Source organism: Streptomyces sp. NPDC016845 (genome assembly GCF_044332585.1).
Taxonomy (GTDB): Bacteria; Actinomycetota; Actinomycetes; order Streptomycetales; family Streptomycetaceae; genus Streptomyces.
Genome location: NZ_JBIRPI010000008.1, coordinates 158,357 through 180,928, shown reverse-complemented (window position 1 = coordinate 180,928; position 22,572 = coordinate 158,357). Strand labels below are relative to the sequence as shown.

The 22,572-nt window shown below is 72.0% G+C and carries 23 protein-coding genes; 7 read left to right on the top strand and 16 right to left on the bottom strand.

Annotated elements, in window-relative coordinates:
- Positions 1-27: 27 nt before the first annotated feature.
- Complete coding sequence (locus ACH4RC_RS21830) at positions 28-1,245, bottom strand: sensor histidine kinase (protein ID WP_398203337.1); 1,218 nt, start codon at positions 1,243-1,245, stop codon at positions 28-30.
- 108 nt (positions 1,246-1,353) lie between these two features.
- Here ACH4RC_RS21830 and ACH4RC_RS21825 point away from each other — a divergent pair, with 108 nt between their 5' ends.
- The 4 genes from ACH4RC_RS21825 (at position 1,354) to ACH4RC_RS21810 (ending at position 4,473) form a co-directional block, all read left to right on the top strand.
- Positions 1,354-2,277, top strand: coding sequence for an ABC transporter ATP-binding protein (locus ACH4RC_RS21825; protein ID WP_398203334.1), 924 nt, complete (start codon positions 1,354-1,356; stop codon positions 2,275-2,277).
- 6 nt (positions 2,278-2,283) lie between these two features.
- Positions 2,284-3,027, top strand: coding sequence for an ABC transporter permease (locus tag ACH4RC_RS21820; protein ID WP_398203331.1), 744 nt, complete (start codon positions 2,284-2,286; stop codon positions 3,025-3,027).
- An 81-nt stretch (positions 3,028-3,108) separates the two neighbouring features.
- Positions 3,109-3,528, top strand: a complete 420-nt coding sequence (locus tag ACH4RC_RS21815; RefSeq protein ID WP_398203328.1) for a hypothetical protein — start codon at positions 3,109-3,111, stop codon at positions 3,526-3,528.
- Positions 3,529-3,669: 141 nt separating this feature from the next.
- Complete coding sequence (locus ACH4RC_RS21810) at positions 3,670-4,473, top strand: SAM-dependent methyltransferase (protein WP_398203325.1); 804 nt, start codon at positions 3,670-3,672, stop codon at positions 4,471-4,473.
- A gap of 79 nt (positions 4,474-4,552) precedes the next feature.
- Here the strand turns inward: ACH4RC_RS21810 and mug are convergent, their stop codons facing one another.
- From mug to ACH4RC_RS21795, 3 genes are all read right to left on the bottom strand, one after another.
- Positions 4,553-5,104, bottom strand: a complete 552-nt coding sequence (gene mug / locus ACH4RC_RS21805; protein WP_398203594.1) for a G/U mismatch-specific DNA glycosylase — start codon at positions 5,102-5,104, stop codon at positions 4,553-4,555.
- Positions 5,101-6,540 carry an adenylosuccinate lyase gene (gene purB / locus ACH4RC_RS21800; RefSeq protein ID WP_398203322.1) on the bottom strand — a complete coding sequence of 480 codons (1,440 nt, stop codon included), beginning with the start codon at positions 6,538-6,540 and terminating at the stop codon, positions 5,101-5,103. The genes mug and purB overlap by 4 nt, the downstream gene beginning before the upstream one ends.
- A gap of 78 nt (positions 6,541-6,618) precedes the next feature.
- Entirely contained in the window at positions 6,619-7,407 is a 789-nt protein-coding gene (locus tag ACH4RC_RS21795; RefSeq protein ID WP_398203319.1) for an SGNH/GDSL hydrolase family protein, read from the bottom strand.
- Between the two features lie 162 nt (positions 7,408-7,569).
- On the opposite strand from ACH4RC_RS21795, the gene ACH4RC_RS21790 reads away from it, so the two are divergent.
- On the top strand, positions 7,570-7,821 hold the full coding sequence (locus tag ACH4RC_RS21790) for a holin (RefSeq protein WP_398203316.1): 252 nt from the start codon (positions 7,570-7,572) through the stop codon (positions 7,819-7,821).
- 33 nt (positions 7,822-7,854) lie between these two features.
- Here ACH4RC_RS21790 and ACH4RC_RS21785 read toward each other — a convergent pair whose 3' ends face one another.
- The 9 genes from ACH4RC_RS21785 to bioB form a co-directional block, all read right to left on the bottom strand.
- A complete protein-coding gene (locus ACH4RC_RS21785) occupies positions 7,855-8,868 on the bottom strand; it encodes a hemolysin family protein (protein WP_398203313.1) in 1,014 nt (337 codons plus the stop codon).
- Complete coding sequence (locus ACH4RC_RS21780) at positions 8,865-10,199, bottom strand: hemolysin family protein (RefSeq protein WP_398203310.1); 1,335 nt, start codon at positions 10,197-10,199, stop codon at positions 8,865-8,867. The genes ACH4RC_RS21785 and ACH4RC_RS21780 overlap by 4 nt, the downstream gene beginning before the upstream one ends.
- A 185-nt stretch (positions 10,200-10,384) precedes the next feature.
- A complete protein-coding gene (locus tag ACH4RC_RS21775; protein WP_398203307.1) occupies positions 10,385-10,876 on the bottom strand; it encodes a GNAT family N-acetyltransferase in 492 nt (163 codons plus the stop codon).
- Between the two features lie 82 nt (positions 10,877-10,958).
- Complete coding sequence (locus tag ACH4RC_RS21770; protein ID WP_398203304.1) at positions 10,959-13,523, bottom strand: ABC transporter permease; 2,565 nt, start codon at positions 13,521-13,523, stop codon at positions 10,959-10,961.
- Between the two features lie 2 nt (positions 13,524-13,525).
- Positions 13,526-14,356, bottom strand: a complete 831-nt coding sequence (locus ACH4RC_RS21765; RefSeq protein WP_398203301.1) for an ABC transporter ATP-binding protein — start codon at positions 14,354-14,356, stop codon at positions 13,526-13,528.
- 67 nt (positions 14,357-14,423) lie between these two features.
- Positions 14,424-15,110 (bottom strand): class I SAM-dependent methyltransferase, encoded by a 687-nt coding sequence (locus tag ACH4RC_RS21760; protein ID WP_398203298.1) that lies wholly within the window; start codon positions 15,108-15,110, stop codon positions 14,424-14,426.
- Between the two features lie 542 nt (positions 15,111-15,652).
- Positions 15,653-16,375 (bottom strand): dethiobiotin synthase, encoded by a 723-nt coding sequence (gene bioD, locus ACH4RC_RS21755; protein WP_398203295.1) that lies wholly within the window; start codon positions 16,373-16,375, stop codon positions 15,653-15,655.
- Between the two features lie 18 nt (positions 16,376-16,393).
- Positions 16,394-17,671, bottom strand: coding sequence for an adenosylmethionine--8-amino-7-oxononanoate transaminase (locus ACH4RC_RS21750; RefSeq protein ID WP_398203293.1), 1,278 nt, complete (start codon positions 17,669-17,671; stop codon positions 16,394-16,396).
- Positions 17,664-18,794 carry a biotin synthase BioB gene (bioB, locus tag ACH4RC_RS21745; protein ID WP_398203290.1) on the bottom strand — a complete coding sequence of 377 codons (1,131 nt, stop codon included), beginning with the start codon at positions 18,792-18,794 and terminating at the stop codon, positions 17,664-17,666. Before bioB ends, ACH4RC_RS21750 begins: the two co-directional genes overlap by 8 nt.
- A 177-nt stretch (positions 18,795-18,971) precedes the next feature.
- On the opposite strand from bioB, the gene ACH4RC_RS21740 reads away from it, so the two are divergent.
- On the top strand, positions 18,972-20,144 hold the full coding sequence (locus tag ACH4RC_RS21740) for an 8-amino-7-oxononanoate synthase (RefSeq protein WP_398203288.1): 1,173 nt from the start codon (positions 18,972-18,974) through the stop codon (positions 20,142-20,144).
- Here ACH4RC_RS21740 and ACH4RC_RS21735 read toward each other — a convergent pair.
- Positions 20,125-20,358: a DUF397 domain-containing protein gene (locus tag ACH4RC_RS21735; RefSeq protein WP_398203285.1), complete on the bottom strand. Its 234-nt coding sequence runs from the start codon at positions 20,356-20,358 to the stop codon at positions 20,125-20,127. The genes ACH4RC_RS21740 and ACH4RC_RS21735 overlap by 20 nt on opposite strands.
- A 54-nt stretch (positions 20,359-20,412) precedes the next feature.
- The gene (locus tag ACH4RC_RS21730) at positions 20,413-21,264 is read right to left on the bottom strand and encodes a helix-turn-helix domain-containing protein (protein WP_398203282.1); all 852 of its coding nucleotides are present in this window, start codon (positions 21,262-21,264) and stop codon (positions 20,413-20,415) included.
- Positions 21,265-21,549: 285 nt separating this feature from the next.
- Between ACH4RC_RS21730 and ACH4RC_RS21725 the strand changes: the two genes are divergently transcribed.
- The gene (locus ACH4RC_RS21725) at positions 21,550-22,008 is read left to right on the top strand and encodes an ATP-binding protein (RefSeq protein WP_398203280.1); all 459 of its coding nucleotides are present in this window, start codon (positions 21,550-21,552) and stop codon (positions 22,006-22,008) included.
- A gap of 87 nt (positions 22,009-22,095) precedes the next feature.
- Here the strand turns inward: ACH4RC_RS21725 and ACH4RC_RS21720 are convergent, their stop codons facing one another.
- Positions 22,096-22,569 carry a C40 family peptidase gene (locus ACH4RC_RS21720; protein WP_398203277.1) on the bottom strand — a complete coding sequence of 158 codons (474 nt, stop codon included), beginning with the start codon at positions 22,567-22,569 and terminating at the stop codon, positions 22,096-22,098.
- Between the last annotated feature and the right edge of the window lie 3 nt (positions 22,570-22,572).

The window sequence follows — 22,572 nt, the reverse complement described above, 5'->3', positions numbered from 1 at the left end:
TCACGCGGAGTATGCACGTCACCCGGATCACACCACCGGCAGCTCAACATGCACCCGCCACTCATCGCCGACCGGCCCGGCGAGGGCCCGGCCGCCGAGCAGCGCCGCCCGCTCCCGCACCCCGCGCAGCCCGCTCCCCGTGCCCCCTGCAGCGGGCGGCGCCCCCGCCGGGAGGCCGTTGCGCACGTCAAGGCTGAGCCGTCCGTCGGCGACGGTGAGGGCGATCCGGACCGGGACGGCGCCGCAGTGCCGCAGCACGTTCGTGAGCCCTTCCTGGAGGATGCGGTAGCCCTCCCGGGAGACGGGCCCCGGCACCGTCTCCAGCGGCCCTTTGACGGTCATGTCCACCGTCGCCCCCGACGCCCGCGCCGAGTCGAGCAGCCGGTCCGCCTCGCCCAGCGTGGGCCGCCCGCGCACCGGCTGCTCCGCCTCACGCAGGACGACCAGTACGCGCTCCAGGTCCTCGAGCGCTGCCCTGCCGGTCTCCTCGATGGCGGCCAGGGCCCGGTCCGTGAACTCCGGGTCGCCCGCCGCCCGCGCCGCGCCCGCCTGCACCACAGCGACCGTCAGCGCGTGCCCCAGCGAGTCGTGCAGTTCACGCGCGATGCGATTGCGCTCCAGGAGCCGCTCGGTGCGCTCCTCCAGGGCGGCCAGGCGCTCTGCCGGGGACGGGCCGAGCAGCAGCCTGGCGGCCCGCGCGGACAGCCGGCCCGCGCCCTCCACCACGTACAGCAGGACGAGGAGGACGGCAGGGACGAGCAGCAGGCACCACAGGCCCGACGTCGGCAGCGGCAGCAGGGAGACCGTGCTCACCGGCCGGCCCGCCGCCGCGCCCGTCAGTTCGATGACCACGGCCATGAGCTGACCGGACAGCAGCGCCACGGTGAGCCCCAGGAACAGCCGCAGTACCAGCCACGCCGCCGTCCTGGCGCGGTCCCGCCAGGACGCCGACGGGGTGACCGAGACGCCGCCCTCCGCGCCGTCTCTCGCCACGCGCGCGTGGCCGCCGGGAAACAGCATCAGCCGCGCCTGAAGTCCCTCCGCGCGCCGCACCACCGGCAGCATGGCCGCAAGGACGAGCAGCGGTACGGGAACGACGTAGATGAGGACCCATTCGCGCAGGGAGGGCGACGAGAGGCCCGGGTAGACCGCACCGCACACGAAGGCCAGGACGGCCGCGCACAGCAGATGCAGCCAACGGGTGTACGTGACCGTACGCGTCAGAGGTGCGAGGAAGCCGGGCATGCGGTCATCGTGCCAGCCGCACCGGCGCCACCGGCTCCCCCGTGCGAGGGAGACGATCCCCACGCGCGGGGGAGGACCCGGGGTGGGACGACCGGCCAGGCTGCTGCCATGACCAGCATCGACGTCCAGGACCTCACCAAGGAGTACGGGGCCACGCGCGCCGTGGACGGGCTGACCTTCCGGGTCGGGCCCGGCCGCGTCACCGGGTTCCTAGGCCCGAACGGCGCCGGCAAGTCCACCACCCTGCGCCTCGCGCTCGGCCTCGCCCGGCCCACCTCCGGGCGCGTGCTCGTCGGGGGCCGCCCGTACGCCGCGTACGACGAACCGCTGCGCACCGTGGGCGCCCTGCTCGACCCGCAGGCCGCCCACGGCTCCCGTACGGCGCGCGATCACCTCCGGGTGCTCGCCGCCGCCAACCGCATCCCCGTGCGCCGCGTCGACGACGTGCTCGAACAGGTCGGCTTGGCGGCGGTCGCCGGGCGGCGCGTGAAGACGTACTCGCTCGGGATGCGGCAGCGGCTCGGGATCGCGGCGGCGCTGCTCGGCGACCCGGCCGTGGTGCTGCTCGACGAACCGTCCAACGGGCTCGACCCCGAAGGCATCGTCTGGATCCGCGAGTTGCTGCGCGACCTCGCGCGCGCGGGACGCACCGTGCTGGTCTCCAGCCACCTCATGAACGAGACCGCGACCTTCGCCGACCACCTCGTCGTCCTCGGCCGCGGACGGCTGCTCGCCGACGCGTCGACGCGGGACTTCATCGCCGCGCACAGCGCGGGGCGCGTCCGCGTGCGCACCACCGAGCCGGAACGGCTGCGCGCCGCCCTCGCGCGCGTGGGCCACACGCTCACGGCCGCCGACGACGGCCGCTGCACCGTCGCCGGCGCGACCGCCGCCGAGGTGGGCGCCCTGGCGGCGGCCGAGCGCGTCCCCGTCCTCGAACTCGGCGACGAGCGCGCGTCCTTGGAGGACGCCTATCTGGCCCTGACAACCGCGGACACGGAGTTCGCCGCACACCCCTTCCAGGAGGTCTGACCCGCCATGTCCCCGGTATCCGTCGCCACCGTCATGCACTCCGAGTGGATCAAGATCAGGTCGTTGCGGGGCGTTCTCGGCTCGCTCCTCGCCGTCCTCGTGGTCACCGTCGCCGTCACGGTCCTGGTGTTCGCGACCGTGGGCCGCGCCGAGGCGGACAACGGAGACGACCCGCTCCTGGGCGCGTTCTACGCCCTCAACTTCGGCCAGATCGCCGCGCTCGCCTTCGGCGCCACCGCACTCTCCAGTGAATACCTCAACGGCGCGCTGCGGGTGTCCCTCGCGGCGGTGCCGGACCGGACGCTGTTCTACGGGGCGAAGACGGCGGTCGTCGGGGCGTGCGCCTTGGTCGTCGGCACCGCGACCACGTTCGGGGCGTTCCTCGCCGGGCAGGCGTTCATGGGGCCCGACGCGCTCCGCCTCGACGACCCCGGCGCGCTGCGGGCCTGCCTCGGTGGCGGGGTGTACCTCGCGCTGATGGCGCTGTTCGCGGCGGGGCTCACGGCTGTGCTGCGCAGCGCGGTCGCGGTGTTGAGCATCCTCGTCCCGTTCCTGCTGATCGTGTCGTTCGTGGTCGGTGACGTCGCGGGCGCCGCCGCCGACTTCCTGCCGGACCGCGCCGGTCAACAGGTGTTGCGCCAGGACGCGGTGGGCTCCCTGGGCCCTTGGACGGGGCTCGTGGTGACCGCGCTGTGGGCCGCGGCGGCTCAGCTCGCCGGGTGGTGGGCCGTGCGCCGCAGGGACGCGTGAGCCGTCGCCGAACGGGGCCGGGCGAGCGGGGGCTGACGGCCCGTCGGCCCGTTGTCAGTGGCGGCCGCTTTACTGGAGGGCATGAACATCGCGGAGCAACTCGCGACGATCGACCAGTTGTGGGCCGACCCCTTCCCGGACGACCACGGCGGGTCCGTCGCGGGCTGGGGCGGCCCCGGGTTCGTCATGGCGGGACTGACCGAGCGGGGCGGCGCGCGCGACCTGGCGGAGGCTCAGGCGGACGCCGACCGCGACGGCCTGACCGCGCTGCTCACCGGGCGCTGGGGAGAGCCGTACCGGCTGAGCCTGTGGAGCGTGCATGTCCGGGGCGTCGAGCAGGGGGAGGAGATACCCGAGCCCTGGGGCTGGCTCAGCGCCTGCGCCCAGGACCTGCACCTGTGGAACGTCGGCGAGAGATGGGTCGCCCTTGCCGTCTCCCGCCAGGGCGAGGAGCAGCCGTACCAACTCCTCGCGGTCGTGACGGACGTGGCGCCGCCGTGACGGACGTGGCGCCGTGACGCCCTGACGGACGTGGCGCCGCCGTGACCGCGGCCGAGGTGCCTGACACGGAACTCACGTGCCACCATGGGATCTTGCACCACGCCCGGCCCTCCAGGCCGCCCGACACCCTATGGAGAGCACATGAGCGACGACGGCGCGCAGCCCGGGGAGCGGATCGCCAGCCACATCGCGCACAACGCCCGCGTGTGGAACTTCTGGCTGGGCGGCAAGGACCACTACGAGGTGGACGAGCAGGTCGGTTCCATGGTCACGTCCATGTACCCGAGCATCGGCGAGGTCGCCCGCGCCGACCGGGCGTTCCTGGGCCGCGCCGTCGGCTTCCTCGCGGGCGAGGCCGGCATCAGGCAGTTCCTCGACATCGGTACGGGCCTGCCCACCGCGAACAACACGCACGAGGTCGCCCAGCGCATCGCCCCCGACGCGCGCGTCGTCTACGTGGACAACGACCCGATCGTGCTCACCCACGCCCGCGCGCTGCTCACCAGCTCCGACGAGGGCGCCACCCACTACGTGGACGCGGACGCGCGCGACCCGCGCGCGATCGTGAAGGCCGCCTCCGAGACGCTGGACCTCGAGAAGCCCGTCGCGGTCATGCTCCTCGGCATCCTGAACTTCGTCGTCGACACCGACGAGGCCACCTCCATCGTGCACCGGCTCGTCGAGGCGATCCCGTCGGGGAGCTACGTCGTGCTCACCCACCCCACCCTCGAACTGGGCGGAGAGGGCAACGAGGCGGCGATGAAGTTCTGGAACGAGAACGCGACGCCCCCGATCACCGCCCGCACCGGCGCCGAGATCGCCGCCTTCGTCGACGGTCTGGAGATCGTCGAACCGGGGCTCGTCTCCTGCGCCCGCTGGCGTACGGAGGAGGGGGAGGAGGGCCCGCTGGTGGCCCAGTTCGGGGTCGTGGCCCGCAAGCCCTGACGATCCGCCTATTGGTCGGCGGATGCCCCGCCTACTGGGGTCGGCGGACTATCCGTCTACTGGTCGGCGGACGCCCTGCCTACCGGTCGGCGGACGCTGCCACCCGCAACCGTGCGAACTCCTCCGCCATCGTCTCCGTCGTCCAATGCGCGTTCAGCCCGCTGGGGTTCGGCAGCGCCCACACCCGGGCGCCGCCGATCGTCCGCTCCTGCGGGCCGATCTTCGCCCTGGGGTCCCGGAAAGCCGACCGGTACGCGGTCACGCCGACGACCGCGAGCCAGCGGGGCCGCAGCCGGGCGACCTTCTCCTCGAGGAGGCGCCCGCCCTCCTGGTACTCCTCCGGGCTCAACTCGTCCGCCCGCGCCGAGGCCCGCGCGACGACGTTCGTGATGCCGAGCCCGTACGACAGCAGTTCCTCCTGCTCGTCGGGGCGGAGGCGGCGCGGTGTGAAACCGGAGAGGTGCAGGACGGGCCAGAAGCGGTTGCCGGGGCGGGCGAAGTGCCGGCCCAGGGCCGCCGACATCAGGCCCGGGTTGATGCCGCAGAACAGCACGGAGAGGCCGCTCGCGGCGACGTCCGGTACCAGACGGTCGCGAGCGGCCTCCAGCTCCGCGGGGGTCGGCCGGGTCAGAGGATCGCCCCGGGGGTGTAACCGGCGGCCTCGGGGCGCTGCTTCACGATCTCCTCGACGCGCGCCACGACCTGCGCCACCTGACCGGCGGCGGCGCCGGTGAACGACAGCTTGTCGGCCATCAGTGCGTCGAGCTGCGCCCGGTCCAGCGGGATGCGGGAATCGGCGGCCAGCTTGTCGAGCAGCTCGTTGCGCTCGGCGCCCTGCTCGCGCATGGCGAGGGCGGAGGCGACCGCGTTCTCCTTGATCGCCTCGTGGGCCTCCTCGCGGCCCACACCGGCGCGCACCGACGCCATGAGCACCTTCGTGGTGGCGAGGAACGGCAGGTAGCGGTCGAGCTCGCGAGCGACGACGGCGGGGAACGCGCCGAATTCGTCGAGCACCGTCAGGAACGTCTCCAGGAGACCGTCGAGCGCGAAGAACGCGTCGGGCAGTGCCACGCGGCGGACGACGGAGCAGGAGACGTCGCCCTCGTTCCACTGGTCGCCCGCGAGCTCGCCGGTCATCGACGCGTAGCCGCGCAGGATGACCATGAGGCCGTTGACGCGCTCGCAGGAGCGGGTGTTCATCTTGTGCGGCATCGCCGACGAGCCGACCTGGCCCGGCTTGAAGCCCTCGGTGACCAGTTCGTGCCCGGCCATCAGACGGATCGTCTTGGCGGTGGAGGAGGGCGCGGCGGCCAGTTGCACGAGCGCCGTCACGACCTCGTAGTCGAGCGAGCGCGGGTAGACCTGGCCGACCGACGTGAACGCCTGCGAGAAGCCCAGGTGCACGGCGATCCGCTGCTCCAGGTCCGCCAGCTTGTCGGCGTCGCCGCCGAGCAGGTCGAGCATGTCCTGCGCGGTGCCGACCGGGCCCTTGATGCCGCGCAGCGGGTAGCGCGTGAGCAGCTCCTCGACGCGGCCGTACGCGACGAGCAGCTCGTCGGTGGCGGTCGCGAAGCGCTTGCCCAGGGTGGTGGCCTGCGCGGCGACATTGTGCGAGCGGCCCGCCATGACCAGCTCGCCGTACTCCCCGGACAGCTTGGCGAGGCGGGCGAGGACGGCCACGGTGCGGTCGCGGACCAGCTCCAGGGAGAGCCGGATCTGCAACTGCTCGACGTTCTCCGTCAGGTCGCGGGAGGTCATCCCCTTGTGGACCTGCTCGTGCCCGGCGAGCGCGTTGAACTCCTCGATGCGCGCCTTCACGTCGTGCCGGGTGACCTTCTCGCGCTCGGCGATCGAGGCGAGGTCGACCTGGTCGAGGACGCGCTCGTAGTCGGCGATCGCGGCGTCCGGCACCTCGATCCCGAGGTCCTTCTGTGCCTTGAGCACGGCGAGCCAGAGGCGGCGCTCGAGCTTCACCTTCTCCTCCGGCGACCAGAGGGTGGCGAGCTCGGCGGAGGCATAGCGTCCGGCGAGAACGTTCGGGATACGGGGCTTGGCAGGCGCAGTCACGTGTACGGAGTTTACCGGGCGTCCCTACAGGCTCCGCACCGGCCGCGTCCTGGAGGAACGCACAGCTACTGGAGGAACCTACAGGTCAGGCCCGGGTTCAGGCTCCCAGGGCGCCAGCTCAGGTCGCTTCGGCGGACGCCCGTCCCCCGACGAGCGGTCGGTCAGCCTGCGGCCGATCCACGGCACCAGATGCTGCTTGGCGAAGCGGGCGTCGGCCACGCGCCGCGCCAGCCAGTTCGGCAGCACCGCGGCGTCCAGCGGCGTACGCCACTCCGCCTCGCCCTCGTAGCCGAGGCCCTGCCACACGGCCTCGGCGATGCGGCGGTGGCCCTCCGCCGTCGGGTGCAGCCGGTCCACGTCCCACATCCGCTGATCGGCGAGGACCGGAACCCCGTACAGGTCGATGACGAGCGCGTCGTGCTTCGCCGCCAGCTCGTCGACGCACGTGAACAGCTCCTCCATGCGCGGGCGGAAGCGTTCGAGCACGGGGCCGTTGCGCCCAGGACTGCGCATCAGGACGAGCTGCTGACAGGAGGGGGCGAGCTTCTCGACGGCCTCCGTGAGCAGGTCCCGCACGCGGACCATGTCGCACTTGGGCCGCAAGGTGTCGTTGAGGCCGCCGACGAGCGTGACGACGTCCGCCTTCATCGCGGCGGCCACGTCGACCTGCTCGTCGACGATCTGCTGGATGAGCTTGCCGCGCACGGCGAGGTTCGCGTACTTGAAGCCGGGCGTCCGCGCAGCCATCCGGGCGGCCAGCAGGTCGGCCCAGCCGCGGTAGGAGCCGTCGGGCAGCAGGTCCGACATGCCCTCGGTGAAGGAGTCGCCGACCGCGACAAGGCTGGTGTAGTGGGGGTTCGTCTGCATGGCGTCGGAAATCGTATCCCGGCGCTCCGGCTCCCGCGCGGGAGGTCTGGGCAGCGGACCGGGACGGCGGTATGCCGAAGAAGTACACACCGCACACCGCCGCACCCCATACGTCACCGCACACCGCCGCACCACATACGTCACCGCACGGGGGAGCACACCATGTGGACCGCCGCCTTCTGGAAAGCCACCGCCGAACGCGCCATCCGGACCTTCGCGCAGGCACTGGCCGCCGTCCTCGTAGCCGGGGCGACGAACCTGCTCGACATCGACTGGCCCGCGGCGCTCGGCACCGCGGGCCTCGCCGCCGTGCTGGCCGTCCTCACCGCGATCGGCACGGCCGAGGTCGGCGCGCGCGGCCCGGGGATCCTGGAGACCCCCACGGAGGACGGCGCGCGCCGTCACAGCCACTGATCACCGGCGGGTACCACCAGCGGACCAGGGCGCTCACGCGGGCTGGCCGAACAGCTCCCGCAGCACGTCCTCCATGGTCACCATCCCGGCGAGCCGCCCGTCCGCGCCGAGCACCGCCGCCACGTGCGTACGGCTGCCGCGCATGGCGGTCAGCACGTCGTCCAGCGGCGTCGTCTCCCGCACGCGCGCGATGGGCCGCATGTCCGGCACCCGGAACGGCAGATCGCGCGGCATCGCGTCGAGGGCGTCCTTGACGTGCAGGTAGCCGACGATGCGCCGCCCCTCGTCCACGACGGGGAAGCGCGAGAACCCGGACGTCGCCGACAGCTCCTCCAGCTGCTCGGGCGTGACGCCCACGCGCGCGTAGACGACCTTCTCCAGCGGCAGGACGACGTCCTTGATGGGGCGCCGGCCCAGTTCGAGCGCGTCGTGCAGACGCTCCTGCGCGCGATCGTCGATCAGGCCCGCCTCGGAGGAGTCCTTGACCATGCGGGCCAGCTCATCGTCCGAGAACACCGCCGTGACCTCGTCCTTCGTCTCCACGCGCATCAGCTTCAGCAGCGCGTTCGCGAAGGCGTTGACGGTGAAGATGACCGGACGCAGCGCCCGCGCGAGCGCCACGAGCGGCGGGCCGAGCAGCAGGGCGGAGCGCACCGGCTCGGCAAGGGCGATGTTCTTCGGCACCATCTCGCCGAGCAGCATGTGCAGATACGTCGCCACGGCCAGCGCGATCACGAACGAGATCGGGTGGACCAGGCCGTGCGGCACCCCGGCCGCGTCGAACAGCGGCTCCAGGAGATGCGCGATCGCCGGTTCGGCGACGATGCCGAGCACCAGGGTGCACAGGGTGATGCCGAGCTGCGCCGCGGCGAGCAGCGCCGACACGTGCTGCAGGCCCCACAGGACGCTGCGCGCGCGCCGGTCGCCGTTCTCCGCGTACGGCTCGATCTGGCTGCGGCGTACGGAGATGAGCGCGAACTCGCCGCCGACGAAGAAGGCGTTGACGACCAGGGTCGCCAGGCCGATCAGCAACTGGACGGCGGTCATCGGGCCTCCTCCTCGTGCGGGGTCGTGATGAGCGGTGCGTGGAGCAGGACGCGGGCGGCGCGGTGGCCGTGCGCGTCCACGACGTCGAGCCGCCAGCCGGCGACCTCGACGCGGTCGCCGACGGCCGGGATCCGGCCCAGCTCGGACGCGACGAGCCCGGCCAGCGTCTCGTACGGGCCGTCCGGCACCCGCAGCCCCACGCGCGCGAGCTGGTCGGTACGGGCGGCGCCGTCGGCGGAGTACAGCGTGCGGCCGTCCTCGTCGGTGCCGGCCGGGGCGATGTCGGGGGTCTCGTGCGGGTCGTGCTCGTCGCGGACCTCGCCGACGACCTCCTCGACGATGTCCTCCAGAGTGGCGACGCCCGCGGTGCCGCCGTACTCGTCGATGACGACGGCCATGGTGCGCTTGCCCGAAAGGCGGTCGAGCAGCCGGTCCACGGTCAGCGTCTCCGGCACGAGCAGCGGCTCGCGCAACAACTCCGAGACGCGCTTGCGGGGCCGCTGCTCCGCGGGCACCGCCAGGATGTCCTTGATGTGCGCGACACCGACGACGGAGTCGAGGTTGCCGCGGTAGACGGGGAAGCGGGACAACCCGGTCGCCCGCGTCGCGTTCGCCACGTCCTCGCAGGTGGCCTGCGTATCGAGGGCCATGACCTGGACGCGGGGCGTCATCACGTTCTCGGCGGTCAGGTCCGCCAGGTTGAGCGTGCGGACGAACAGCTCGGCGGTGTCCGCCTCCAGGGCGCCCTCCTTGGCGGAGTGCCGGGCGAGCGCCATCAGCTCCTGCGGCCCGCGCGCGGAGGCCAGCTCCTCGGTCGGCTCGATGCCGAAACGGCGCACGAGCCGGTTCGCCGTGTTGTTCAGGTGCGTGATGAACGGGCGGAACGCCGCGCTGAACCAGCGCTGCGGCGTCGCCACCCGCTTGGCGACGGCCAGCGGCGAGGAGATCGCCCAGTTCTTCGGCACCAGCTCGCCGACGACCATCAGGAAGACGGTCGACAGGGCGGTGCCGAGGACGAGCGCCACGGACGTGGATGCCGAGCCCGGGATGCCGATCGCTTCGAGCGGACCGGCGATGAGCTTGGCGATGGACGGCTCGGCGAGCATGCCGACCACCAGATTGGTGACGGTGATGCCGAGCTGGGCGCCGGACAGCTGGAACGTCAGGTTCCGTGCGGCCTTGAGGGCGCCGACGGCGCCCCGCTCACCCCGCTCGACGGCCATTTCCAGGTCGCCGCGCTGGACGGTGGTGAGCGAGAACTCCGCCGCGACGAACGCGCCGCAGGCCAGCGAGAGCAGCACTGCGACGGCGAGCAGTAGCACTTCGGTCATCGGGTCACCTCCGTCCCATGATCGGCCAGGGCCGGGAGTGACGCGCGCTCGCGGGGAGCGCGCTGCGGGAGGGACCGGGTACTAGGGGGCTCGCCCATGGGCGGACGCTCACACCTTTCGCAGAAGTCGGGGTGACACTCCCATAGTAAAGGATCGGCAAAGTGCGGTCGCCGTGCGCGCCGGTCTCACTCCTCGACCAGCGGTTTCACCCAGCGGCTCCACTGCGGCTGGGGCGCGTACCCGGCGGCCTTCCACGCGGCGTGCGCCCGCTCGTTGCGGTTGAGCACCATCGCGTCGCCGCGCCGTCCGCCCAGCGCCGTGAACCGTTCCTCCGCGGCGGCGAGCAGCGCCGAGCCGATGCCCTGCCTGCGGGCGTCGGGCCGGACCGCCAGCCGGTACAGATGGCAGCGCCAGCCGTCGAACCCGGCGATGACCGTTCCCACCAGCTCCCCGTCGGCCCGCTCCGCGAGGAGCAGCGCCTCCGGGTCGCGTGCGACGAGGCGCTCCACGCCCGCGCGGTCGTCGCTGATGCTCGTACCCTCGGCGGCCGTCTTCCAGAAGGCGAGGACGGCGTCGAGATCGGCGGGGGAGGCGGACCGTACGCGAAGCCCGCCGCGGGGGTCACGGCGTACGTCGCCGGGGCGGCCGTCACGCGGGTTGTTCTCAGAATCGCTCATGCCCCGATCCCACCATCGGCCTTCCTGGGGGCGCCGCCCATTTCAGATGCCGGACGCCGCCCCCCCCGGGAGCGCGCGGAGCTCACTCGTGCGCGATCGCCGCCAGCACATTCATCCGCGACGCGCGCAGCGCGGGCAGCAGCGCCGCCGCGAGCCCGACCAGGACCGAGCCGACGACGACCGCCGCGATCGTCGTCCACGGGACCGCCAGCGCCTCCATCCCCTCCAGGGCGAGGACCTGCTGCGCGGCCACGCCCCACACCAGGCCCAGAGCCAGCCCGAGGACCGCGCCGAACACCGCGATCACCACCGACTCGAGCCGGATCATGCGCCGCAGCTGCCGCCGCGCGAGCCCGATCGCCCGCAGCAGCCCGATCTCCCGGGTCCGCTCGACGACCGACAGGGCGAGGGTGTTGACCACGCCGAGGACCGCGATGACGATCGCCAGGCCCAGCAGCGCGTACACGAGGTACAGCAGCACCGCGATCTGGTCGTGCACGAGCTTCTTGTAGTCGGCCAGGTCGCGGACCTGCACCTGCGGATACGGGTCGAGCGTCTTCTCCAGGTTCGCGCGCAGGGTGTCCGCCGAGGTGCCGGACGCCGCGTTCACGTACACCGCCGAGTCCTGGCCGCCGGGAACGTACCTCTCCAGCGTGGCGAGCCCCATGAAGAAGCCGCCCTGCATGCCGAAGCCGCCGCCCTCCTGGTCGGTGAGGGCGCCCACCCTGAACGCGGTCCGCCGCCCGCCGGGCAGTTCGACCCGCAGCACACTGCCGACCCGCGCCCCGTGCTCGTCCGCGTAGTCCTTCTGCAGCGCGAGGCGGCGGGGCGCGAGCGCCGCCGCGGTGTCGCCCTGCGCATACGTCACGCGTGCCACGTCGTCGAGCCGCGCCTCATACCCGGCGGCGGTCGTTTCGACACGTGTGCCGTCCGGCATGTGCACCGCGAGGGGTGTGAACCGCTGCCGTACGACGAGGCCGACGCCCTCGGTGCCCTCGACCTCCTCGGTGACCTCCTGCGGGAACGGCGCGAAGTTGGCGTTCTGCACGGTGAAGTCGGCGCCGAGCGTCTTGTCGATCTGCTCGTCGAACGACTTGCTCATCGAGGCACTGGCCACCGACATGCCCGCGACCAGCGCGAGCCCCACCATGAGGGCGCCCGCCGTGGCACCGGTGCGGCGCGGGTTGCGCAGCGCGTTGCGCTGGCTCATCCGGCCGACCGAGCCGAACACGGCCGGGAACACGGCGCCGAGCACCCGGATCACCGGGCGCACGAGCAACGGCCCCGCGACGACCGTGGCGAGCAGCGTCAGCACGATGCCGAGCGCGAGCAGCGAACCGGCCGTACCGGTGCTGTCCGCGGTCGCGCAGCCGACGAGCGCGCCCGCGCCCGCCGCTCCGACCAGCAGGCCGACGAGCGCGCGCACCCGCAGCGGCCGCCCCACCCCGGCGATCTCGGCGTCCACGAGGGCCGCCATCGGGGAGACGCGGGAGGCCCGCCGCGAGGGCAGGTACGCGGCCACGAACGTGACCCCGACCCCCACCACGAACGCGGCGACGGGTGTCCCCCACCCGACCACCATCTCCGTGGACTTGAGGTTCATCCCGAAGACGCTCATGAGCCGGATCAGCCCCGCGGCGAGCCCCACTCCGAGCCCGAGCCCGACCGCCGAGCTGACCAGGCCGAGCAGCACCGCCTCCGTCAGCACCGAACGCCGCACCTGCCGTCGGTCGGCGCCGAGCGCGCGCAGCAGCCCCAGCTCACGTGTGCGCTGGGCGATCAGCATCGAGAACGTGTTCACGATGAGAAACACGCCGACGAGGACGGCGATCCCGGCGAAGCTCAGCATCACGTACTTGATGACGTCGAGAAAGCCCCCGAGATCCTCGGCGGACGACTTGGCGTCCTCGTCCGCGGTCTTCGACTCATAGGTGTCGCCGAGCCGTTGCTCGACATTCCGCTTCAGCTGCGCGTTGCTCACACCGTCCGCCGCGTCGAGCGAGATGCTCGTCGCCCGGCCGGCCTCGCCCAGCAGCCGGCGCTGCGCGGTACGGGTCTCCAGGTACACCAGGGCGGCGCCCGGGTTGGTCGTGCGGAACGTCGCGATGCCGACGACCTCGACCTTGAACGAGCCGGGCCGCGCGAGGACCGTGAGCGTGTCCCCGATACGTACGTGTTTCTCCTCGGCGGTGTCCGCGTCGAGGAGCGCCTGCCCGTCGCCCCGGGGCGCGTGGCCGGACGTCAGCCGGACGGGGCTGCGGTCGGTGGGCTCCCAGTTGGTGGCGATGGTCGGGGCGCCGGTGGTCGGCCCGACCGAGTCGTTGTTCCGGTCGACGACCGTGATGTCCTCGGCCTCGGCGTCGATGTGCGTGGCGGCGACCCCGTCGACGGTTCTGAGCCGCAGGGCGAGCGAGGCGGGCAGCGTCCGCACCTCGCCGGACGGAACCGCCTCGCTCAGATCGTCCTCCTTGGGGCTGACCCGCACGTCGGCCGAGGTCGAGGCGAACAGCCGGTCGAAGGTGCGGGCCACCGTGTCCGAGAAGATCAGGCTGCCCGCGACGAACGCCACCGACAGGATCACGGCCAGCGCGGACAGCGTCAGGCGCCCCTTGTGCGCGAGGAAGCTACGCAGCGTCGCCTTCAGCATGGTTACTGCCCGGAGGCGTGCTGGTCGGCGTGGTGGCCGGCGTTCTGGTCGGCGTTCTGGTCGGCCACGGCTCCGCGCGCGGAAGCGACGTCGAACCGCTTCATCCGCTCCAGGACGGTCTCCGCCGTGGGCTCGTGCATCTCGTCCACGAGCCGCCCGTCGCCGAGGAAGAGCACCAGGTCGGCGTGGGCGGCGGCGCCCGGGTCGTGCGTGACCATGACCACGCTCTGCCCGAGGCTGTCGACCGCCTCCCGCAGGAACCCGAGTACTTCCAGGCCGGCCCGCGAGTCCAGATTCCCCGTCGGCTCGTCGGCGAAGATCAGCTCAGGTCGCGCCGCGAGGGCCCGCGCGCACGCCACCCGCTGCTGCTGCCCGCCGGACAACTGCGCGGGCCGGTGCTTCAGCCGGTCCCGGAGCCCGAGCGTGTCGATGACCTGGTCGAGCCACTTCCGGTCCGGGGCCTTGCCCGCGATGTCCATCGGCAACGTGATGTTCTCGAGCGCGTCCAGCGTAGGTATGAGGTTGAAGGACTGGAACATGAACCCGATGCGGTCGCGCCGCAGACGTGTCAGCTCCCGGTCCTTCAGACCGGTGATCTCCGTGTCGCCGAGCCACACCTGTCCCGCCGAGACGGTGTCGAGGCCGGCCAGGCAGTGCATCAGCGTGGACTTGCCCGAGCCCGAAGGCCCCATGACCGCCGTATAGCGGCCGCGCGCGATGTCCACGTCCACCGCGTCGAGCGCGAGCACCTGGGTCTCCCCGGAGCCGTACGCCTTCGTCAGGCCCCTGGCCCGCGCGGCGACGACCTCCGTGACCACGCCTGCATCCCCCACCCCAACTCCCTTACTTCGTAAGTCAGTTGTGCACCGGGTCGGGTACGAGGATAGCGGCTCGCGCGCTCTACGTGTCCGTGAGTTCGGGACGCCTTGCCGTACCGAGGACACAGTAGGAGGTGGGCAGCCGTGGCCCGCGCTCGGGCATCAGCACAGTGCGGTACGGCCCCACCTCGAACCCGGCGTCCCGCAGGGCCGCCACCGTGTCCCGCCCCACATGGCACCCCCCGAACAACCGTGGCCACACCGTCCGGTCGAGCGCCGTCTGCACACCCCGCATGGTGCGGTGCGGCGCCCGTACGTGCTCGAAGAACCGCACCTCCCCGCCCGGTCGCACCACCCTGCGTACCTCCGCGAGCGCGCGGGCCACGTCGCGCACGCTGCACAGCACGATCGACAGCACGACCGCGTCGTACCCCTCACTCTTCACCGGCAACGCCTCCGCGGCCCCCGGCACGACATCCACCGGCACCTCGACGCGCCGGGCCGCCTCGACCGCCAACTGCCGCAGGATGCGCTCCGGTTCGATGGCGACGACCTCCGAGACGGTGCCCGGGTAGTGGGAGAAGTTCAGCCCGTTGCCCGCGCCGACCTCGATGACCCGCCCGGAGAGCCCGCCGAGCAGTTCGCTCCGCACCGGCGCCATCGAGGGTTCGGCCCGTTCGCTGAAGCGGGCGTAATACCGGGCGAAGACGGGATGACGCACCGCATCCCGCGCGGCTTTCCTGACAGGGAACGGCTTCCGGCCCACCATGGGACCCTCCTAGGCCAGTCCGACTGGTCACGCCGATTCTTCCCGCCCTCACCCCGGAACGAACGAACTTCCGCCCCGCCCGAGATGGCGCACGAGGCGCGCACCGCAGGGACCCGGGCAGCCGAGAACCGAGCGCGGAGCGGCGAACGCCCGAGATGACGCACGAGGTGGGCATCTCAGGGACGCCGGGGGGCCGCGAACCGAGCGCGGAGCGGCGAAGGCCCGAGATGGCGCACGAAGTGCGCATCTCAGGGGCGCGGGGAACTGCGCGACCAGCCAGGACGGCGCGGCACCCGGCAATACGCCAGAACATGGCAGACGCCCACCCGCAGATGGCGGCTGGGCCGCATGCTCAAGGGGCCCGCACGGGCCGGCGCGGCACCCGGCAATACGCCAGAACATGGCAGACGCCCACCTGCTGATGGCGGCTGGGCCGCATGCTCAAGGGGCTCGCCCCGGCCCGGCGCGAGGCACGCCCGGAGAGACGCCGGCCCGGCCATCGCCCCGCTCACTTCCAGCAGGCCCACGCCGCGCAGCGCCCCTCACCCGACCCGCCGCGCGAACCCCTCCCCGTCCCACACCCCGCCCAACTCTCGGCCGAGCCACCCCGACGCCCGCGCCCGGAACGCGTCCTCCGACAAGGACCCCGCACCCTCCGGTACCGCCCCCACCAGCCCGGCCCCCGCCACCCGCGGCAGATCGCCCACATTGCAGCGCTCGGCCAGCCCGGGCTCATCGGGCCAGCTGCCAATGGCGACCCCCAGCTGTGACAGGCCCCGAAAGCGGAGCGCCTCCGCCGTGAGCTGAACCGAGTTCAGCGTGCCGAGACCCGCCCGGGCGACCACCAGGGCCGGGGCGCCGAGCAGCCGCGCCGCGTCCGCCAGCGTCGACCCCTCCGCGTCGAAGTGCACCAACAGCCCGCCCGCACCCTCGACCAGAACCAGATCGTGCGAAGCCGCCAACTTCGCCGCGGCCTCGGCGACCTGCGCGGGCCGTACGGGCTCCATCCCGGCCCGCGCCGCGGCCGTCCCGGGTGCGAGGGGCTCGGGGAAACGGCCCAGCTCGACCGGCGTCACCGCGGACCCGGCCAGCCGCACCACCTCGTCGACGTCCCCTGGCTCACCCGGCGCGACACCTGTCTGCGCGGGTTTGAGCACGGCCACCGAACGCCCCGCCCGCACCGCGACGGCGGCGATCGCCGCCGTCGTCACCGTCTTGCCGATCTCGGTCCCGGTCCCGGTGACCACCAGCACCTTCGAAGACACCACTTGGCTCAACTCGGCTCAACCCTTCCGCGCCGCCGCGCACACCGCGCGCCCGATCCGTGCCACGTCCTCGTCCCCGGTGATGTACGGCGGCATCGTGTAGACGAGGTCCCGGAACGGCCGCAGCCAGACCCCCTCCGCGACCGCCGCCCGCGTCGCCGCCGCCATGTCGACCTCGTGGTCGAGCTGTACGACACCGATGGCGCCGAAGACCCGTACGTCCCGGACACCCGGCACATCAACGGCCTCGGCCAGGGCGGCCCGCAACCCGTCCTCGACACGTTTGACCTCGGACCGCCAGTCCTGCCCCAGCAACAGGTCGATCGACGCGCACGCCACCGCCGCCGCCAGCGGATTGCCCATGAACGTCGGCCCGTGCGCGAGCACCGGCACCTCGCCGCGCGAGATACCTTCGGCGACCCGCGCCGTGCACAGCGTCGCGGCGAGCGTCATGTACCCACCCGTGAGCGCCTTGCCGACACACATCACGTCCGGCGTCACTGCGGCGTGTTCCGCCGCGAACAACGCCCCCGTCCGCCCGAACCCGGTGGCGATCTCGTCGAACACGAGCAGCACGTCGTGCGCGTCGCACACCTCACGCAACACCCGCAGATACGTGGGGGAGTGGAACCGCATCCCGCCCGCCCCCTGCACCACGGGCTCGACCACGACCGCGGCCAGCTCATGCGCGTGGAGCGCGACCAGCTCCCGCAGCCCCTCCGCGTACGACTCCTCGTACGTGCTCGGTGGTGCGTCGGCGAACACCTGCTCCGGCAGCACCCCGGCCCACAGCCCGTGCATCCCGCCCTCGGGGTCACACACGGACATCGGCTGCCATGTGTCGCCGTGATACCCGCCGCGCCAGGTGAGGAGCCGGCGTTTCTCGGGCCGGCCGAGCGAGCGCCAGTACTGCAGACACATCTTGAGGGCCACTTCGACCGACACTGAACCGGAGTCGGCCAGAAACACATGTTCCAGACCGTCCGGTGCCATGTCGACGAGCCGCTTCGCGAGTCGCACGGCGGGCTCATGGGTGAGCCCGCCGAACATGACATGGCTCATCCGCTCCAACTGCCCGCGGGCCGCCTCGTCGAGCACGGGGTGGCGGTAGCCGTGGATCGCCGACCACCACGACGACATACCGTCGACCAGTTCCCCGTGCCCGGCGACCCGTAGCCGCACCCCCGCCGCGGACTCCACGACGAGGGGCTCCTGCCGGCCCGGCATGGGCCCGTACGGATGCCACACGTGTTGCCGGTCGAGCGCGAGCAACTCGGTCACACGTGCGTCAGGCATTCGGTGCGACATCCGTCCCCGCGCCCCGACGACGTACGGCCACCAGATCGGTCCGCGCCTCGGGCACCTCCGCAGCCACCTCGCCACTGTCACCGGCACACACGGACCCGCACCCGCCCGCCCGGTGCTCGGGCAGCGTCACCTCACCGGCCCCCTCCACCTCGAACCCGGCGTCCGCGATCATGTCCAGGTCGGCCTTGCCCGCCTGCCCCTCACTGGTCAGGTAGTCGCCGAGGAAGATGGAGTTGGCGATGTGCAGGGCGAGGGGCTGCATCGAGCGCAGGTGCACCTCGCGCCCGCCCGCGATCCGTACCTCCACGTCCGGGCAGACGAAGCGGACCATGGCCAGGATGCGCAGGCAGCGCTGCGGCGTGAGGTTCCACTCCTTGGCCAGCGGCGTCCCCTCGAAGGGGATCAGGAAGTTGACCGGAACCGAGTCCGGGTCGAGGGCGCGCAGGCCGAACACCACGTCGACCAGGTCCTCGTCGCTCTCGCCCATACCGGCGATCAGCCCGGAGCACGCCGACAGACCGGCCTCGTGCGCCTTGCGCACGGTGTCGACGCGGTCCGCATACGTGTGTGTCGTCGTGATGTCCCCGTAGGTGGCCTCGGAGGTGTTCAGGTTGTGGTTGTACGCGTCCGCGCCCGCCCCGCGCAGCCGCTCCGCCTGCCCGTCGGAGAGCAGCCCCAGACAGGCGCACACCTCGACGTCCTCGTTCTCGGACTTGATCGCGTCGATCGTCTTCGCGACCCGCTCCACGTCCTTGTCCGTCGGTCCGCGCCCGCTCGCCACGAGACACACCCGCTTCGCACCGCCCGCGACCCCCGCGGCGGCCGCCCTGGACGCCTCGTCGGGCTTCAGCCACGTGTACTTGAGGATCTCCGCCTTCGAGCCGAGCCGCTGCGAGCAGTACGAACAGTCCTCGGGACAGAGCCCCGACTTGAGGTTGACCAGGTAGTTCAGCTTGACCCGGCGCCCGAACCACGTACGGCGCACCTTCCCGGCCGCCGCCACCACATCGAGCAGGTCGTCGTCCGACGTCGCCAGTACGGCGAGCGCCTCTTCACGGCTCGGCGACTCGCGCCGCAGCCCCTTGTCCACCAGCGTGTTCAGCAGGTCCATGGCGCCTGATTTTTGCCTATCGAGCCACCCCGGCGAAAGGAGACTTCGTACAAAGGACCGCGTTCGACGTGTGGGTATCACCACACCGTGACCCGGTGGCGAGGCGACTAAGGTCTGTGCATTACCTACAAAAATATCTACCCGCGCTCCACCGAGCATCTACCAGTAGAGGGAGTCATGGGTACCACCTCCACGCGTGCGTTCGGCTGGCTCGAAGAGCAGCGTCGTGCCCGCGAAGCCGCCGGACTCGTCCGCACCTTGAGCCCGCGCCCGGCCGACTCCCCGCTGCTCGACCTCGCGAGCAACGACTACCTGGGCCTGGCCCGCCACCCCGAGGTCGTCGGGGGCGCCGCCGAGGCGGCGCGCCGCTGGGGAGGCGGCGCGACCGGCTCCCGCCTGGTCACCGGCACCACCGAACTCCACGCCGAACTGGAGCGCGAACTGGCCGGGTTCTGCGGCGCCGAGGCCGCGCTCGTCCTGTCGTCCGGTTACGCGGCGAACCTCGCCGCCGTCACCGCGCTCGCCCCGCACGGTTCGCTGATCGTGTCCGACGCCGGGAACCACGCCTCGCTCATCGACGGCTGCCGGCTCGCCCGGGGAACCACCCAGGTCGTCCCGCACGCCGACCCGGCCGCCGTCCGCAAGGCCCTCGCCGCCCACGAAGGCCCGGCCGTCGTCGTCTCGGACACCGTCTTCTCCGTCGACGGGGACCGGGCGCCGCTCGGTGAACTGGCCGGTGCCTGCCGGGAGTTCGGGGCCGGACTGCTCGTCGACGACGCGCACGGTCTGGGCGTCCTCGGCGCCGGCGGGCGCGGCGCCCCGCACGCGGCGGGGATCGCGGGCGCCCCGGACACGGTGGTCACCGTCACCCTCTCCAAGTCGTTCGGCAGCCAGGGCGGCGCGGTCCTCGGCCCGGCACACGTCATCGACCACCTCGTCAACGCGGCCCGTACGTTCATCTTCGACACCGGCCTCGCCCCCGCCGCGGCCGGGGCGGCGCTGGCCGCCCTGCGTCTGCTGCGCCGCGAGCCGCGCCGCGCGGACCGCGCCCGCGAGGTGGCGGCCACCCTGCACCGACTGCTCATCGCCGAGGGCCTGTCGGCCGTGCGGCCGGACGCCGCCGTCGTCTCGGTGCGGGCCCCGTCACCGGACGAGGCGGTGCGCTGGGCCGCGGAGTGTCGTACGGAAGGTCTCTCGGTGGGGTGTTTCCGTCCGCCGTCGGTGCCGGACGGCATCTCGCGGCTGCGGTTGACCGCCCGCGCCGACCTCACCGACGAACAGCTCGGCGAGGCGGTGCGGGTGATCAGCCGCAAGGCTCCGAACGGCGCGTTCACCGCAGGGAGTCGATGAACCCCTCCCATGCGGAAGGTGTGAAGAGGAGCGCGGGGCCCGCGATGTTCTTGGAGTCGCGGACACCCACGAGTTGGGCCGTGTGCCCCGAGGTCAGGGGGGCTGTCTCGACGCAGTTGTTGGCACCGGTGCTGCGGCTGCTGCGCCGCCACCGCGCGCCGCTCAGCGACGAGCTTGAGGGAACGGAAGGAACATGCCGAGGCAGTGCGTTCATGGTGCCCCCTTCGCAGTGCCGGGCGGGGGCGAGGTGTCGGCGTCCTCGTCCTCGTTATCCGGCGATCTGTGCGATGAATTCCAACGAGTCCTCGGGTGACATGGCACGGAGGAGAAGAGCGTCGAAGGCGTCGGTGTACGCCGTGAGGTCTTCTTTCCGTTCCAGGTAGAGGCTACTCGTCAAATGGTCGAGAACAACCACATCCAGATCAGAAGTGTTCGGAAATGAAAACACAACGAAAGGGCCAGTGAGGCCGATGTGGCCACCTGCGGAGAATGGGAGCACCTGAATCCGGACATGTTCCACCTGCGCCGCCTCGGCCAGATGTGCCACCTGCCGCCGCAGAATGCCCGCTCCTCCCACTTCGCGGCGCAATACCCCTTCATCGAGCACCGCGCTCAACTGCAACGGAGGCTGCACCCGCAGCACTTCCTGGCGCGCGAGCCGCACCTCGACCAGCGCGTCGATATGTGAGCCGGGCATGTCGGGCAGTACGGAACGTGTGACCGCGCGCGCATACTCAGGTGTCTGCAACAGACCCGGCACCACGCTCGTCTCCAGCGTCCGGATCCGGCACGCCTGCGACTCCAGACTGATGAAGTCGCGGTACGACGGCGGCAGCAGCCCCCGGTACGCCTGCCACCAGTGATGGCCGCCCACATCCTCCGCACCGGCCAGCGCGACCACGAGCTCACGCCGCCGCGGGTCGGCTGTCTCGAACGCGTCGAGCAACCGCAGCACATCCGACGCCTTCACGCCGCTGCGTCCTGTCTCGATCCGGCTCACCTTCGACTGGTGCCAGCCGACAAGACGCGCCGCCTGGCCGCTCGTCAGACCGGCCTGGACTCGTAACGCGCGCAGCTCCGAACCGAGTTTGCGACGACGCACCGCGGGACCGTACTTCATGCCGACTCCTCAACGCTCACCGGGCCGCGTCACCGGGCTCCTTCCGGGCCCGAGCAGCACGACCTTTGAGCAGACGGTAGAGGAACCGGTGTGCGCGCGCCCAAATACGGTCTACCGTCGCAGAGTTCACCGCATCGAGCGACAGATATATGCATTTCTCGCGGGATCGTCAGCACGGAAGGGCATCCAAGTGGCAGTCTGGCGCGAAGCAGAAGTCGGAGGCCGCACGCCAGCGCACCGCCAGAGTCGCAGGCGCGGCCCCGGTGGGAAAGGGACGACGTCGCCATGGCAGACCACCAGGAAGCATCCGTCACGCTGCCGAGCACCGCCGCCTCGGTCTCCGCCGCCCGCCGGTACGTGAGCACCGTGCTGGCCGAATGGGGACTGCCAGGGGACACCGACGCGGCGGACACGGTGCGCCTGATCGTCTCGGAGCTCGCGACCAACGCCGTGCAGCACACGCTGGGTCAGTCACCCACGTTCACCGTCGACGTGGAGCTCGAACGCGACGAACAGCTGCGGATCGGCGTCACCGACAGCCACCCGCGCTACCCCAAGCGCCTCCCCGCCGCCGTCGCGCAGGACAACGGGCGCGGCATGGTGATCGTCCGCAGCCTCACCGCGGAGTGCGGCGGCCGCCTGTCGGTCGCGCCCACCGCGGAGGGCGGCAAGACCGTATGGATCTCCCTGCCGTGGATCACGGGGCTCAACGGCAGCGCGTCCCGCCCCGGCACGGTCTGCTGACCATCCCGGCCCGCTCACACGTGTGCGGCCGCGTGGGAGCGCGCCTGGCGCCCGGCCCGCCCCCACTGGTGTCACGCAAGGGCGCGCTCAGCGCACCCGGCCGTACCAGACGCTCTTCGTCCAGATCTTCTGCAGCCGCACCACGTCACCGGTCTTCGGCGAGTGCCAGATGCGCCCCTTTCCGGCATAGATGCCGACGTGGTACACGCTCCGGCCCGAATGGAAGAAGACCAGGTCACCTGTCTTGCGGTGGGACGCGGAGACATGGCGTGTCTTGTTGTACTGCTGGGCCGCAGTGCGCGGCAGCTTCTTGCCCGCCCGCTTGAACGAGTAGAGCGTGAGCCCCGAGCAGTCGAACCGGTGCGGGCCTGAGGCGCCCCACCTGTACGGTGCACCCTTCTTCGAGGCCGCGACCTTCAGTGCCTTGGTCGAGGCCGTGGCCGCCGATGCCTCGGACGCGGTGCCGGGGACCATCAGCCCCGCTCCGGCGACCGCCAGCGTGAGGGCCGACGCGGTGCCGGCCCGGGTCAGCAGCGACGGAACACGATTGAGCGCAGTCATGCG